Annotated in this window: 12 protein-coding genes; 10 read left to right on the forward strand and 2 right to left on the reverse strand. The window is 40.4% G+C overall.

Annotated elements, in window-relative coordinates:
- The first annotated feature begins 135 nt into the window (after positions 1-135).
- The 4 genes from mutY to B7697_RS00550 are packed head-to-tail and all read left to right on the forward strand — an operon-like array spanning position 136 to position 4,227.
- Positions 136-1,311, forward strand: coding sequence for an A/G-specific adenine glycosylase (mutY, locus tag B7697_RS00535; protein ID WP_084949789.1), 1,176 nt, complete (start codon positions 136-138; stop codon positions 1,309-1,311).
- Between the two features lie 55 nt (positions 1,312-1,366).
- Positions 1,367-2,074, forward strand: a complete 708-nt coding sequence (gene yycF, locus B7697_RS00540) for a response regulator YycF (RefSeq protein WP_033685152.1) — start codon at positions 1,367-1,369, stop codon at positions 2,072-2,074.
- Positions 2,067-3,416: a cell wall metabolism sensor histidine kinase VicK gene (vicK, locus tag B7697_RS00545; RefSeq protein ID WP_084949790.1), complete on the forward strand. Its 1,350-nt coding sequence runs from the start codon at positions 2,067-2,069 to the stop codon at positions 3,414-3,416. Before yycF ends, vicK begins: the two co-directional genes overlap by 8 nt.
- Position 3,417: 1 nt before the next feature.
- Positions 3,418-4,227, forward strand: coding sequence for an MBL fold metallo-hydrolase (locus B7697_RS00550; RefSeq protein ID WP_049510741.1), 810 nt, complete (start codon positions 3,418-3,420; stop codon positions 4,225-4,227).
- A gap of 33 nt (positions 4,228-4,260) precedes the next feature.
- Here B7697_RS00550 and B7697_RS00555 read toward each other — a convergent pair whose 3' ends face one another.
- Both B7697_RS00555 and B7697_RS00560 read right to left on the reverse strand, forming a co-directional pair.
- Complete coding sequence (locus B7697_RS00555; RefSeq protein ID WP_084949792.1) at positions 4,261-4,608, reverse strand: DUF6568 family protein; 348 nt, start codon at positions 4,606-4,608, stop codon at positions 4,261-4,263.
- A 110-nt stretch (positions 4,609-4,718) separates the two neighbouring features.
- Positions 4,719-6,437, reverse strand: coding sequence for a phospho-sugar mutase (locus B7697_RS00560; protein WP_084949794.1), 1,719 nt, complete (start codon positions 6,435-6,437; stop codon positions 4,719-4,721).
- 153 nt (positions 6,438-6,590) lie between these two features.
- Here B7697_RS00560 and B7697_RS00565 point away from each other — a divergent pair, with 153 nt between their 5' ends.
- The 6 genes from B7697_RS00565 (at position 6,591) to B7697_RS00590 (ending at position 15,420) form a co-directional block, all read left to right on the forward strand.
- The gene (locus tag B7697_RS00565) at positions 6,591-8,492 is read left to right on the forward strand and encodes an ABC transporter ATP-binding protein (RefSeq protein ID WP_084949796.1); all 1,902 of its coding nucleotides are present in this window, start codon (positions 6,591-6,593) and stop codon (positions 8,490-8,492) included.
- 2 nt (positions 8,493-8,494) lie between these two features.
- Positions 8,495-9,358: an XRE/MutR family transcriptional regulator gene (locus B7697_RS00570; RefSeq protein ID WP_084949798.1), complete on the forward strand. Its 864-nt coding sequence runs from the start codon at positions 8,495-8,497 to the stop codon at positions 9,356-9,358.
- A gap of 79 nt (positions 9,359-9,437) precedes the next feature.
- Positions 9,438-10,616: an MFS transporter gene (locus B7697_RS00575; RefSeq protein WP_084949800.1), complete on the forward strand. Its 1,179-nt coding sequence runs from the start codon at positions 9,438-9,440 to the stop codon at positions 10,614-10,616.
- Positions 10,617-10,708: 92 nt separating this feature from the next.
- Positions 10,709-12,667 carry an NAD-dependent DNA ligase LigA gene (gene ligA / locus B7697_RS00580; RefSeq protein WP_084949802.1) on the forward strand — a complete coding sequence of 653 codons (1,959 nt, stop codon included), beginning with the start codon at positions 10,709-10,711 and terminating at the stop codon, positions 12,665-12,667.
- A 117-nt stretch (positions 12,668-12,784) separates the two neighbouring features.
- Complete coding sequence (gene pulA / locus B7697_RS00585) at positions 12,785-15,064, forward strand: type I pullulanase (RefSeq protein WP_084949804.1); 2,280 nt, start codon at positions 12,785-12,787, stop codon at positions 15,062-15,064.
- A 68-nt stretch (positions 15,065-15,132) separates the two neighbouring features.
- Positions 15,133-15,420, forward strand: a complete 288-nt coding sequence (locus tag B7697_RS00590) for a hypothetical protein (protein ID WP_192851450.1) — start codon at positions 15,133-15,135, stop codon at positions 15,418-15,420.
- Positions 15,421-15,510: the final 90 nt, after the last annotated feature.

Consider the following 15,510-nt stretch of genomic DNA (forward strand, 5'->3'; position numbering starts at 1 on the left):
AGAGCAAACTAGGAAACTAGCCGCAGGCTGTACTTGAGTACGGCAAGGCGACGTTGACGTGGTTTGAATTTGATTTTCGAAGAGTATTAATACTAGGAAAAGGACAGTTAGAGTCTTCTGTGTTATACTAGAGATATGTTAGATTTGAAAGAATACGGTATCGTCATGTGGCCGGATGAGAAGATTGTTTCTTTCCGTGAGAAACTTCTTGCCTGGTATGATGAAAACAAAAGAGATTTACCTTGGAGGAGAAGTAAAAATCCTTATCATATCTGGGTGTCTGAAATTATGCTCCAGCAAACCAGGGTGGATACGGTGATTCCTTATTATGAACGATTCTTGGACTGGTTTCCAACAGTGGAAAGTTTGTCAACAGCTCCCGAAGAGCGTTTGTTAAAGGCTTGGGAAGGTTTGGGTTATTATTCTCGAGTTCGTAATATGCAGGCTGCAGCCCAGCAGATTATGACTGACGTTGGTGGTCAATTTCCAAATACCTATGAAGGAATTTCCAGCTTGAAAGGGATTGGTCCTTATACAGCAGGAGCCATTTCCAGTATTGCTTTTAACTTGCCTGAGCCAGCTGTAGATGGTAATGTCATGCGTGTTTTGGCGCGTCTATTTGAAGTCAACCACGATATTGGGATTTCAAGTAATCGAAAAATTTTTCAGGCAATGATGGAAATCCTGATTGACCCAGAAAGACCTGGTGACTTTAATCAAGCTTTGATGGACTTAGGCTCAGATATTGAGGCGCCAGTAAATCCCAGACCAGAAGAAAGCCCAGTTAAGGACTTTAGTGCGGCATATCAGAATGGTACAATGGACCGTTATCCAATCAAGGCTCCCAAGAAAAAGCCTGTTCCAATTTATCTTAAAGCCTTGGTGGTCAAAAATACTCAAGGACAGTTTTTACTTGAAAAAAATGAAAGTGAAAAGCTATTGGCAGGTTTTTGGCATTTCCCCTTGATAGAAGTTGATAACTTTTCGCAAGAAGAGCAGTTTGACCTCTTTCATCAGGTTGCAGAAGAAAGTGTGAACTTTGGTCCCAGTCCAGAGGAGAGTTTTCAGCAGGACTATGACTTAGATGTTGATTGGCTTGATGTTTGTTTTGAGACTGTCAAGCATGTCTTTAGTCATCGCAAGTGGCATGTTCAAATTGTAGCAGGCCAGGTAAGTGACTACTATGACTTTTCAGATAGGGAAGTTCGCTGGCTTTCACCAGAAGAGTTTAAGGATGTTCCACTTGCCAAACCCCAACAAAAAATCTGGCAGGCTTATGCACAAGCCAACTTAGACAGTAGCAAAGACTAGCTATTGTGTCTTCTTGTTATTTTTTTGGTATAATAGTAGAGAAAAAGGTGAACAAATGAAAAAAATATTAATTGTAGATGATGAAAAACCAATCTCGGATATTATCAAGTTTAACATGACCAAGGAAGGTTACGAGGTTGTAACTGCTTTTAACGGTCGTGAAGCGCTAGAGCAATATGAAGCAGAGCAACCAGATATTATTATTCTGGATTTGATGCTTCCAGAAATCGATGGTTTAGAAGTTGCTAAGACCATTCGCAAGACTAGTAGTGTGCCTATTATCATGCTTTCGGCTAAAGATAGCGAATTTGATAAGGTTATCGGTTTAGAGCTTGGGGCGGATGACTATGTGACAAAACCCTTCTCAAATCGTGAGTTGCAGGCGCGTGTCAAAGCTCTTCTTCGTCGCACGGACTTGGCTTCTGTAGATAATCAAGAGTCAGATGAAAAGAAAACCCAACCCTTGCAAATTGGGGACTTGGAGATTGTGCCAGATGCTTATGTAGCTAAAAAATACGGTGAAGAACTAGACTTGACCCACCGTGAATTTGAGCTCTTGTACCACTTGGCTTCTCATATTGGTCAAGTGATTACACGTGAACACTTGCTTGAAACGGTCTGGGGTTATGATTATTTCGGAGATGTTCGGACTGTTGACGTAACTATCAGACGTTTGCGTGAGAAGATTGAAGATACACCTAGTCGTCCAGAGTATATCCTAACACGTCGTGGTGTTGGTTATTATATGAGAAATAATGATTGAATTGATTAGAAAAAATATTCTTACTAGTGATTTTATCTTCATTTTAATTTTATTGGGTTTTATCTTGATTGTTACCTTGCTTTTGCTAGAAAATAGGCGAGATAATATTCGGTTGAAGCAAATTAATCAAAAAGTTAAAGACTTGATTGCAGGAGATTATTCTCAGGTATTGGATATGCAGGGAAGCTCTGAGATCACTAATATTACCAATAATCTCAATGATTTATCAGAAGTAATTCGCTTGACTCAAGAAAATCTGGAACAAGAGAGTAAACGATTGAATAGTATCCTCTCATACATGACAGACGGAGTTCTTGCGACCAATCGTCGTGGCAAGATTACTATGATTAATGACATGGCTAAGAAACAGCTAGGTGTTCAGAAAGAAGAGGTTCTCAATAAAAGTATTCTAGAATTGCTTAAGATTGAAGATGAGTATGAACTTCGTGATTTGATTACCCAAGTTCCTGAGCTTATGATTGATTCTCAGGATGACAATGGTGAATATCTGAGCCTTCGTGTACGTTTTGCCTTGGTTCGTCGTGAGTCTGGCTTTATTTCTGGTTTGGTTGCTGTTTTACACGATACGACGGAGCAGGAGAAGGAGGAGCGCGAACGGAGACTCTTTGTTTCGAACGTTAGTCATGAGTTGAGGACGCCTCTGACTAGTGTAAAATCCTATCTTGAAGCTTTGGATGAGGGGGCCTTGTCAGAACCTGTCGCACCAGACTTTATCAAGGTATCTCTAGATGAAACCAACCGTATGATGCGGATGGTGACAGATCTTCTCCATCTTTCACGTATTGATAATGCAACCACTCATCTAGATGTGGAACTGATTAACTTTACTGCTTTTATTACCTTTATCCTCAACCGTTTTGATCAGATAAGAGGGCAGGATGAAGAGAAGAAATATGAACTGGTGAGAGATTACCCCATTACCTCAGTCTGGATTGAAATTGATACAGACAAGATGACACAGGTGATTGATAACATTCTCAACAATGCCATCAAGTATTCTCCAGACGGTGGGAAAATCACAGTGACCATGAAGACAACTGATGATCAGATGATTTTATCCATTTCAGACCAAGGATTGGGGATACCAAAGCAAGATTTACCACGAATCTTTGACCGTTTTTATCGTGTGGATCGTGCTAGAAGTCGTGCCCAAGGTGGTACTGGTTTAGGACTAGCTATCGCTAAAGAGATTATCAAACAACATAAGGGCTTTATTTGGGCCAAGAGTGAATATGGTAAGGGATCAACCTTTACCATTGTGCTCCCTTATGATAAGGATGCAGTGAAAGAAGAAGTCTGGGAGGACGAAGTAGAAGAATAGAATGAGTGAAATAGGCTTTAAATACAGTATTTTAGCGTCGGGTTCCAGTGGAAATTCCTTTTATCTGGAAACCCCAAAAAAGAAACTTTTAGTGGATGCAGGCTTGTCTGGTAAGAAAATCACTAGCTTACTTGCTGAAATCAATCGCAAGCCAGAAGACTTGGATGCTATCTTGATTACGCATGAGCATTCAGACCATATTCATGGAGTAGGTGTTTTGGCTCGCAAGTATGGTATGGATCTTTATGCCAATGAAAAAACCTGGCAGGCTATGGAAAATAGCAAGTATCTTGGCAAGGTAGATTCTTCACAAAAGCATATCTTTGAAATGGGCAAAACTAAAACCTTTGGAGATATCGACATCGAGAGTTTTGGTGTGAGCCATGATGCAGTCGCACCGCAGTTCTATCGCTTTATGAAGGATGATAAGAGTTTTGTCCTTTTGACAGATACAGGTTATGTTAGTGACCGTCTGGCAGGGATTGTCGAAAATGCAGATGGTTATCTTATTGAGTCCAACCATGATGTAGAGATTTTACGAGCAGGTTCTTACGCTTGGCGACTCAAACAACGAATCCTATCGGATCTGGGTCACCTTTCTAACGAGGACGGTGCTGAAGCTATGATTCGTACCTTGGGAAACCGCACTAAGAAAATCTACCTTGGGCATTTATCTAAGGAGAACAATATCAAGGAACTGGCACATATGACCATGGTCAATCAGCTGGCGCAAGCTGATCTGGGAGTCGGAGTAGACTTTAAAGTTTATGATACCTCACCAGATACTGCAACACCGTTAACAGAGATATAAAAAAGAAGGCGAGTGCCTTCTTTTTTATATCTTTTACAATCCTGCGAAATCTTTGATTTCTTGTGCTGACATTGAAGAGTCGCAACGGACATTGATTTGTCCATCTGCAATATGAACGAAGCCTGGTACAGTTGGGATTCCGTAGCGTGAGCGGAATACTTGCAACTCATTGAGTTGGCTTGGTTCTTCACTGTTGATGAAGTAGATGTGAGCTTTAGTTTCAGCTACGACACCTGCCAATGTGCCAGCAAATTTACGGCAGTAAGGGCAAGTTTTACGACCAATAAAGAAGGTTGCAGTTTCTTTTTTATCAAGAGCTTCTTGCGCACGCGCAACTGTAGTGACTTCAAGGTCTTTGATATTATCTAAAAATTGTTCCATGAGATTACCTCGCTTTCATTGATAAGTCTAGTATGCCATAAAGTTTCTAAAATTGCTTAGATTTGATACGAAAAAAGATGAGATTGGCTGGTCTCATCTTTTATAGGGCTTTATTTTACAAAAGCATTGATTTCTGCTTCGATGTTAGCAATCTTAGCTTGTGATTTTTCGTTTGTTTCACCTACAACTGCAATGTAGAATTTGATTTTTGGTTCTGTACCTGAAGGGCGAACAGCAATCCATGAACCGTCAGCAAGTGTGTATTTCAAAACATCACTTGGAGGAGTTGTTAAGTTTGAAACGGTACCGTCAGCAGCAGTAGAAGTTTGTGCCTTGAAGTCTTCTACGACAGTGATAGCTGTTGCATTCCATTCTTTTGGAGCATTGTTACGGAATTTAGCCATAATCTCTTTGATTTGTTCAGCACCATCAACACCAGAAAGAGTAACAGAGATAGTCTTTTCAGCGTAATAGCCGTACTCTTTGTAGATTTCTTCGATACCGTCTGCAAGTGTCAAACCACGTGAACGATAGTAGGCAGCAAGTTCAGCAACGACTAGAACAGCTTGGATAGCGTCTTTATCACGTACGAATGGTTTAATCAAATAACCGAAGCTTTCTTCAAACCCCATCATGTAAGTGTGATTGTGTTTTTCTTCGAATTCTTGGATTTTTTCAGCGATAAATTTGAAACCTGTCAAAACGTTGAACATGGTTGCGCCGTAGCTTTCAGCAATTTTCGTTACCAAGTCAGTTGATACGATAGATTTGCAAAGGGCTGCATTTTCAGGAAGAGTTCCAGCATTTTTGTGGGCTTCCAAGATGTATTTAGCCATGATAGCACCGATTTGGTTACCTGAAAGGTTGAGATAGCTACCATCTTTTTGAAGAACTTCAACACCAACACGGTCAGCATCTGGGTCAGTTGCCACAAGAACATCTGCACCAACTTGACGACCAAGTTCTTCAGCAAGGGCAAAGGCTGCTTGGCTTTCTGGGTTTGGAGATTTTACAGTTGAGAAGTCTGGATCAGCAGTTGCTTGTTTTTCAACGACTTGAACAGAGTCAAATCCTGCTTGGGCAAGAGCACGACGAGCCAACATTTCACCAGTACCATGAAGTGGTGTGTAGACAATTTTCATGTCTTTACCAAATTCTTCAATCAAGGCTGGGTTGATGTTTACGTCTTTAACCTCTTTAAGGTATTCTACGTCAACAGCTTCGCCGATAACTTCAATCAAGCCAGAAGCTTTTTCAGCTTCCACATCAGCAACTTCAACTGCAAATGGATTTTCGATTGCACGGATATAAGTAGTCAAAGCGTCCGCGTCGTGTGGAGGCATTTGTCCACCGTCTTCACCGTAAACCTTGTAACCGTTAAATGGTGCAGGGTTATGACTAGCTGTAACCATGATACCTGCGAAACAGTTGAGGTGACGAACTGCAAATGATAGTTCTGGAGTTGGACGAAGGCTTTCAAATACGTAAGATTTGATGCCATGTTTAGCAAGAACTGCTGCAGATTCAAAGGCAAACTCAGGTGAGAAGTGACGGCTATCGTAAGCAATTGCCACACCACGTTCTTTTTCATTTCCACCTTTTGACTCAATCAAACGAGCCAATCCTTCAGTTGCTTGGCGAACAACGTAGATGTTGATGCGGTTTGTACCAGCTCCAATCAAACCACGCATACCTGCAGTACCAAATTCAAGATTTGTATAGAAGGCATCTTCCTTTGTTTTTTCGTCCATATTTTCCAAATCTTGACGAAGGTAGTCAGGAAGCTCCGCAAAATCAACCCATTTCTGGTAATTTTCTTGGTAAGACATTGAAATTCTCCTTTTTGTAAATTGTTTTAACCGTTCACATTATAGCACTTTTTAGCGTTTTAGTAAAACGGTAGCATAATTTTCAGAAAAGTGGTGTCATATGCTGGTTTATCAAGTCTTGAATGCCTTAGGGAAACATGCTATACTACTTGTATGATTATTTTACAAGCTAATAAAATTGAACGTTCTTTTGCAGGAGAGGTTCTTTTTGATAATATTAACCTACAAGTTGACGAACGTGATCGGATAGCCCTTGTTGGGAAAAATGGTGCAGGTAAGTCTACTCTTTTGAAGATTTTAGTTGGAGAAGAGGAGCCAACTAGCGGAGAAATCAATAAGAAAAAAGATATTTCTCTGTCTTACCTAGCCCAAGATAGCCGTTTTGAGTCTGAAAATACCATCTACGATGAGATGCTTCATGTCTTTGATGACTTACGTCGGACGGAGAAACAACTTCGTCAGATGGAGTTGGAGATGGGTGAAAAGTCTGGTGATGATTTGGATAAACTGATGTCAGATTACGACCGCTTATCTGAGAATTTTCGCCAAGCAGGTGGCTTTACCTATGAAGCTGATATACGAGCGATTTTAAATGGATTCAAGTTTGACGAGTCTATGTGGCAGATGAAAATAGCCGAGCTTTCTGGTGGTCAAAATACTCGTTTGGCACTTGCCAAAATGCTTCTTGAAAAGCCAAATCTCTTGGTCTTGGACGAGCCAACCAACCACTTGGATATTGAAACGATTGCCTGGCTAGAGAATTACTTGGTAAACTATAGTGGTGCCCTCATTATCGTCAGCCACGACCGTTATTTCTTGGACAAGGTTGCGACGATTACGCTGGATTTGACCAAGCATTCCTTGGATCGCTATGTGGGTAACTACTCTCGTTTTGTTGAGTTGAAGGAGCAAAAGCTAGCTACTGAGGCAAAAAATTATGAAAAGCAACAGAAGGAGATTGCTGCTCTGGAAGACTTTGTTAACCGCAATCTAGTTCGTGCTTCGACGACCAAACGTGCCCAATCTCGTCGTAAACAACTAGAAAAAATGGAACGTTTGGACAAGCCTCAAGCTGGCAAGAAAGCAGCCAATATGACCTTCCAGTCGGAAAAAAGCTCTGGTAATGTTGTCTTGACTGTTGAAAATGCGGCTATTGGCTATGACGGGGAAGTACTGTCAGAGCCTATCAACCTAGACCTTCGTAAAATGAATGCTGTTGCTATTGTTGGACCAAACGGCATTGGAAAGTCAACCTTTATCAAATCTATTGTGGAGCAGATTCCTTTTATCAAGGGTGAAAAGCGCTTTGGTGCCAATGTTGAGGTCGGTTACTATGACCAAACCCAAAGCAAGTTGACACCAAGTAATACTGTACTGGATGAACTCTGGAATGATTTTAAGCTGACGCCAGAAGTTGAAATTCGTAATCGTCTTGGTTCCTTCCTTTTCTCAGGAGATGATGTTAAAAAATCAGTCGGCATGTTGTCTGGGGGCGAGAAAGCTCGTTTGCTTTTGGCTAAATTGTCTATGGAAAACAACAACTTCTTGATTCTGGATGAGCCGACCAACCACTTGGATATTGATAGCAAGGAAGTGTTGGAAAATGCCCTGATTGACTTTGATGGAACTCTTCTATTCGTCAGCCATGACCGTTACTTTATCAATCGTGTGGCAACTCATGTTTTGGAATTGTCTGAGAATGGCTCGACTCTCTACCTTGGAGACTACGACTACTATGTTGAGAAGAAAGCAGAAGTAGAAATGACTCAGGCTTTGGAAGCTTCAACTAGCAATCAAGTAAAAGAAGCAAGTCCAGTCAATGACTACCAAGCCCAGAAAGAAAGTCAAAAAGAGGTTCGCAAACTCATGCGACAAATTGAAAATCTAGAAGCTGAAATAGAAGAGTTAGAAAGTCAAAGCCAAGCCATTTCTGAACAAATGTTGGAAACAAACGATGCAGGTAAACTCATGGAATTGCAGGCTGAGCTGGACAAAATCAGCCACCGTCAGGAAGAAGCCATGCTTGAATGGGAAGAATTATCAGAGCAGGTGTAAAGATGGAACATCTTGGAAAAGTATTTCGTGAATTTCGAACAAGTAGAAATTATTCTTTAAAGGAGGCGGCAGGGGAGTCCTGTTCAACCTCCCAGTTATCTCGATTTGAGCTTGGGGAGTCTGATATAGCAGTTTCACGTTTCTTTGAGATTTTGGATAACATTCATGTCACAATCGAAAATTTCATGGATAAGGCTAGGGATTTCCATAATCATGAACATGTTGCCATGATGGGACAAATTATTCCCCTTTACTATTCAAATGATATTTCAGGTTTTCAAAAGCTTCAAAGAGAACAACTTGAAAAGGCTAAGAGTTCGACAAATTCCCTCTATTTTGAGCTGAACTGGATTTTGCTACAAGGTTTGATTTGTCAAAGAGATGCGACTTACCATATGGAGCAGGATGATTTGGATAAGGTAGCAGATTATCTTTTCAAAACAGAAGAATGGACCATGTATGAATTGATTCTTTTCGGGAACCTCTATAGTTTCTACGATGTGGACTATGTCACTCGAATTGGAAGAGAAGTCATGGAGAGGGAAGAATTTTATCAAGAGATTGGTCGCCATAAGAGATTAGTGTTGATTTTGGCCCTCAATTGTTACCAGCATTGTTTAGAGTATCTCTCTTTTGACAATGCAAGCTATTTTGAAATTTATACAGAGAAGATCATTGGTAAAAACATTAGTCTGTATGAACGAAATATTTTACATTACTTAAAAGGTTTTGCCTTGTACCAAAAAGGAAAGTGTAAAGAAGGTTGTAAGCAGATGCAAGAGGCCATGCATATTTTTGACGTGCTAGGTCTTCCAGAGCAAGTTGCCTACTATCAGGAACACTACGAAAAATTTGTCAAAGATTAATTTTCCCAAATAAGGGAAAAAGAAAAAAGCTCCTTTCGGTTTTGATACAATAGTTTCAAAATTTGAGACGAGTTTTTATATGAATCGCTATGCAGTACAGTTGATTAGCCGTGGAGCTGTAAACAAGATAGGGAATATGCTCTATGATTATGGAAATAGTGTCTGGTTGGCGTCCATGGGGACTATCGGGCAGACTGTTTTAGGAATGTATCAGATTTCTGAACTCGTCACATCTATTCTCGTAAATCCCTTTGGTGGAGTCATTTCAGACCGTTTTTCTCGTCGTAAGATTTTAATGGCGACAGACCTTGTTTGTGGAATTCTTTGCCTGGCTATTTCTTTCATAAGGAATGATAGTTGGATGATTGGAGCTTTGATTTTTGCCAACATTGTTCAGGCTATTGCTTTTGCCTTTTCTAGACCTGCAAATAAGGCCATTATCACAGAATTGGTAGAGAAGGATGAACTGGTCCTCTACAATTCTCGTTTGGAGTTGGTCTTGCAGGTTGTCAGTGTGAGTTCTCCTGTACTCTCTTTTCTGGTTTTACAATTTGCAAGTCTTCGCATTACCTTGGTATTAGATGCCCTTAGTTTTTTTCTTGCTTTTGGCTTGGTAGCCTTGCTTCCAAAGAAAGAAGAGAAGACTATGGGTGAGAAGAAACTCACATTCAAAGTTATTTGTGCTGATATCAAGGAGGGAGTTCACTATATTTTGAAGCAAAAGGAAATCTTCTTTTTGTTAGTCATGGCTTCAAGTGTCAATTTTTTCTTCGCAGCCTTTAATTACCTCATCCCCTTTTCAAATCAGCTCTATGGAGTTCAAGGTGCCTATGCCACTATTTTAACTATGGGTGCTATCGGTTCTATTGTTGGGGCGCTGTTAGCTAGTAAGATTAAAGCTAGTATGGAAATGCTTCTGTTTTTATTGGCTCTGACTGGACTTGGAGTGATGATAATGGGTTTCCCCCTCCCCTCCTATCTTGCTTTTTCAGGAAATTTCATTTGTGAACTATTTATGACGATTTTCAATATTCACTTTTTTACTCGAGTACAAACCAAGGTTGAGAGCGAATTTCTTGGGAGGGTACTGAGTACAATTTTTACCTTAGCTATTCTATTTATGCCTATTGCAAAAGGATTTATGACAGTCTTGCCAAGTGTACATCTCTCTTCTTTCCTGATAATTGGAAGTGGTGTTATCATCTTGTCTTGTATATCGTTTATTTATGTTCGAACTCATTTTGAAAAATTGATATAAAGCTGCTTGAGTTTTAAAAATAATTCCAATCTAAGTATTTTTTCCGCTCTTCTCGTTTGTGAGGAGGGCTTGTTTTATGGTAAAATGGTTTTATGAATAAAAGAATGAATGAGTTAGTCGCCTTGCTCAATCGCTATGCGACTGAGTACTATACCAGCGATAATCCATCGGTTTCAGACAGTGAGTATGACCGTCTTTATCGTGAGTTGGTCGAGTTAGAAACTGCCTATCCAGATCAAGTGCTAGCAGACAGTCCTACTCATCGTGTTGGTGGCAAGATTTTAGATGGTTTTGAAAAATACAGTCATCAGTATCCTCTTTATAGTTTGCAGGATGCTTTTTCACGTGAGGAGCTTGAAGCTTTTGATGCGCGTGTTCGTAAGGAAGTGGCTCATCCGACCTATATTTGTGAGCTGAAAATCGATGGCTTGTCTATCTCGCTTACTTATGAAAAGGGGATTTTGGTTGCTGGGGCAACACGTGGTGATGGTTCTATTGGGGAGAATATCACAGAAAATCTCAAGCGTGTTAAGGACATTCCTTTGACCTTGCCAGAAGAAATAGATATCACAGTTCGTGGGGAATGTTACATGCCACGCGCTTCTTTTGACCAGGTCAACCAAGCTCGTCAAGAAAATGGAGAGCCCGAATTTGCTAATCCTCGTAATGCGGCAGCAGGCACCCTGCGACAGTTGGATACAGCAGTAGTTGCCAAGCGCAATCTTGCAACGTTTCTCTATCAAGAAGCCAGCTCTTCAACTCGTGATAGCCAAGAAAAGGTTTTGAAGCACCTAGAACAGCTTGGTTTTGTGGTCAATCCTAAGCGAATCTTGGCTGAAAATATAGATGAAATCTGGAATTTTATCCAAGAAGTAGGGCAGGAACGAGACAGTCTTCCCTATGATATCGATGGGGTGGTGATCAAGGTCAATGACTTAGCAAACCAAGAAGAACTCGGTTTTACCGTCAAGGCTCCAAAGTGGGCGGTAGCCTACAAGTTTCCTGCAGAAGAAAAAGAAGCTAAACTCTTATCAGTTGATTGGACAGTTGGTCGTACTGGTGTTGTGACTCCAACTGCCAATCTAACACCAGTACAACTAGCTGGTACGACTGTTAGCCGTGCGACCCTACACAACGTAGACTATATTGCTGAAAAAGATATTCGCAAAGACGATACGGTTATCGTTTATAAGGCTGGAGATATCATCCCTGCTGTTTTACGTGTGGTAGAGTCAAAACGGGTTTCTGAAGAAAAACTGGATATCCCTACAAACTGTCCAAGTTGTGACTCTGATTTGTTGCACTTTGAAGATGAAGTGGCTCTCCGTTGTATCAATCCGCGTTGCCCTGCTCAAATCATGGAAGGTTTGATCCACTTTGCTTCTCGTGATGCTATGAATATTACAGGACTTGGTCCATCTATTGTTGAGAAGCTCTTTGTTGCTAATTTAGTCAAGGATGTAGCGGATATTTATCGTTTGAAAGAAGAAGATTTCCTCCTTTTAGAGGGGGTTAAGGAAAAGTCTGCTTCTAAACTGTATCAGGCCATCCAAGCATCTAAGGAAAACTCAGCTGAGAAACTATTGTTTGGTCTGGGAATTCGCCATGTAGGAAACAAGGCCAGTCAGCTCTTACTTCAACATTTCCATTCAATTGAAAATCTGGCTCAGGCAGATCCAGAGGAAGTGGCTAGTATTGAAAGTCTGGGTGGTGTGATTGCCAAAAGTCTTCAGACTTATTTTGCGACAGAAGGCTCTGAAATTCTCCTCAGAGAATTGAGAGAAGCTGGGGTCAATCTGGACTATAAAGGTCAGACTGTAGTAGCAGATGCAGCCTTGTCAGGTTTGACCGTTGTATTGACAGGAAAATTGGAACGTCTCAAGCGCTCAGAAGCTAAAAGTAAACTCGAAAGTCTAGGGGCTAAGGTAACAGGTAGTGTTTCTAAAAAGACCGACCTTGTTGTTGCAGGAGCAGATGCTGGAAGTAAACTTCAAAAAGCACAAGAACTTGGCATCGAAGTTCGAGACGAAGCATGGCTAGAAAGCTTGTGATAATCGTTTAAAATCAGAGTTTAGATAATATTACTATGTTTGTTAGTCGTGACAAAATCGGTCAAGAATTTATTAATGAAATAGAAAGAAAATAAGAATTAAAAGGAAAAATAAACAATGTATAACTACCCTATGCGCATTCATTACCATCGCAAGAATGGAGAATACGATACTTGCTCTTTTGTAAAAAGTCAGGATCAACGGATTGATTTGTTAACCTATAAAGAAGATTATTTTGGCGCTTTATTTAGTTTTGAACACCCAAGTTCCCATGCCTTAGAAAGCTTGAATTTTGTTGTTCACACAGGCCAAACCAGTAAAGAATATGCTATCCGTTTTAATCACTATCCTCTTTTAACAGAGGTCTGGATTTTGGAAGGAGATGATAGGATTTATTATTCTGAAAATCCTGCTATTGCCAGTCCTTTCTATAAAAATCAAAATCCTTTTGCCTTTGACAAGGCCATTAATAGTGCTAGTTTTGACCATCATTGGGGTTACCAAGGTGAATTGGGGTGCCGTGTAGAGGATAATCAAGCTCATTTTGCTCTCTGGGCTCCAACAGCGACCGAAGTGCAGGTAGTTGTTTATGAATCGGCTGCTAACGATGCTCCTGTTTGGAAAACATTTGATATGGAAAGATGCAATAGCTACTCCTATAATCATAAGGACAATACTATTGGTGTCTGGAGTTTGGATGTTGAGGAAGATTTGACTGGTAAGGCTTATCAGTATCAAGTCCAATTCCCTCACCACCAGACACTGACACGCGATCCTTATACTATCGCGACCAGTCCTGATGGGAAACGTTCAGCTATTCTGAGCCATGAAGAAAAGCAAGTTGAAAGCTTCGAGGTTAAGCATGGTTCTGATGCTACTTGGCGCTTGGCAAATCCATGTAAGGCAGTTATTTGTGAAATGCACATTCGTGATTTGACCAAATCATCGACCTCAGGTGTGGATGAACATCTTCGAGGAACTTTCTTGGGTGCTGCTCAGACTGGAACGGTTAACCAGTACGGTCAAGCAACTGCTTTTGATTACATCAAGAAGATAGGCTACAATTATGTTCAGTTGCAACCAATTGCAGACCGTCACAAAGAATATGATGCGGATGGGAATGTAACCTACAACTGGGGTTATGACCCACAAAACTATAACGCACCAGAGACGAGCCTTTCAACCAACCCAGAGGATCCTGCTCAGGTCATTCGTGATTTGAAGACCATGGTTCAAGCCTATCACGATGCAGGTATTGGTGTCATTATGGATGTGGTCTATAACCATACCTTCTCAGTCGTTGATGCACCTTTCCAAACAACTGTCCCTGATTACTATTATCGTATGAATCCAGACGGTACCTTCCAGAATGGAACGGGTGTTGGAAATGAAACAGCCAGCGAACATGAAATGTTCCGCAAGTATATGATTGATTCTCTTCTATACTGGGTGCAGGAATACAACATTGATGGTTTCCGTTTTGACTTGATGGGGATTCATGATGTCAAGACCATGCAGATGATTCGTCAGAGCTTGGATGAAATTGACCCTAACATTATCCTTTATGGAGAAGGTTGGGATATGGGAACAGGTCTTGCACCTTATGATAAGGCCAAGAAAGACAATGCATACCAGATGCCAAATATTGGTTTCTTTAATGACAATCAGCGTGATGCTGTCAAAGGTGGAGAAGTTTATGGTGCTATCAAGTCAGGTTTTGTCAGCGGTGCTGCGACAGAGCCAATTCTAGCCAAAGCAATCCTAGGCAGTCGTGAATTAGGAACCTATACACATCCAAATCAAGTGCTTAACTATGTGGAAGCCCATGACAATTACAATCTTCACGATTTGTTGGCAACCCTTCATCCAGATCAAAATTCCGAGCAAATCATGCGCAAGGTCGAAACTGCCACAGCCATGAATCTGCTCATGCAAGGGATGGCCTTTATGGAAATCGGTCAAGAATTTGGTCGTACCAAACTGGTTGCGACTGGTGAAAATGGTGAGCTGACCCATGAAGATAGAGAACGTGCTATGAATAGCTATAATGCTCCTGATAGCGTGAATCAAGTGAACTGGGACTTGCTTAATGAGCGTCAAGATAGTATTGCGTTTATCCGTCAGATGATTCGATTGAAGACAGAAAGCAGTGCCTTTTCTTACCCAACTTATGATGAGATTTACCATCATGTTTTTGTTCATTCAGCCAACGAACATAGTGGTTGGATTGTCTATGAGATTCAAGGGGAAGAACATTTACTGGTTGTATTTAATGCTAAAGGGCAAGACTTCCAGTTTGAAAATGCTGGAAATCTAGAACTATTGGTGACCAATAGCCATTTAAGTGATAAAGACATGGTTGGTGGCGTCAGTGCCAGCGTCTTTAAAGTTTTGTAGAATAGAGTTACAATTTTATTTTTTGTATGATTATATCAGAATATTTTTAAAAAATTAAAGGCTTTTCTATGGGTAGTGATGTTTTTTTAGATTATTTTTTGAAATCAATTAGGTTTCATCTTGGTGATAGGTGTAAGGATATTGGATTTATAGAGTTTGTTAAAGATAAAAATAATAGTTTTATTATTATAAAGGATTATATTTTAGAATCATTAGTGGTGTTGTCAAATATTTTGAGTAAGGAGAGGATTGTGTTTTCTTGTGGGGTTATTCATAGTAAGGGGGGAGTTACTGGAGTAGAAGTATGTATGAATGTATTAGAGTTAGAAAGATTAAATAATTTGTATAAGATATAGTTTTGAAGAATATTAAAAAACATAATGGCAACTGTCTATGTAGGATGTGTGCAGTTTATAGTATCAGTGTTTCCTAACGAAGTAAAGTAT

This window comes from Streptococcus mitis, from assembly GCF_002096895.1.
Taxonomy (GTDB): Bacteria; Bacillota; Bacilli; order Lactobacillales; family Streptococcaceae; genus Streptococcus; species Streptococcus mitis_AH.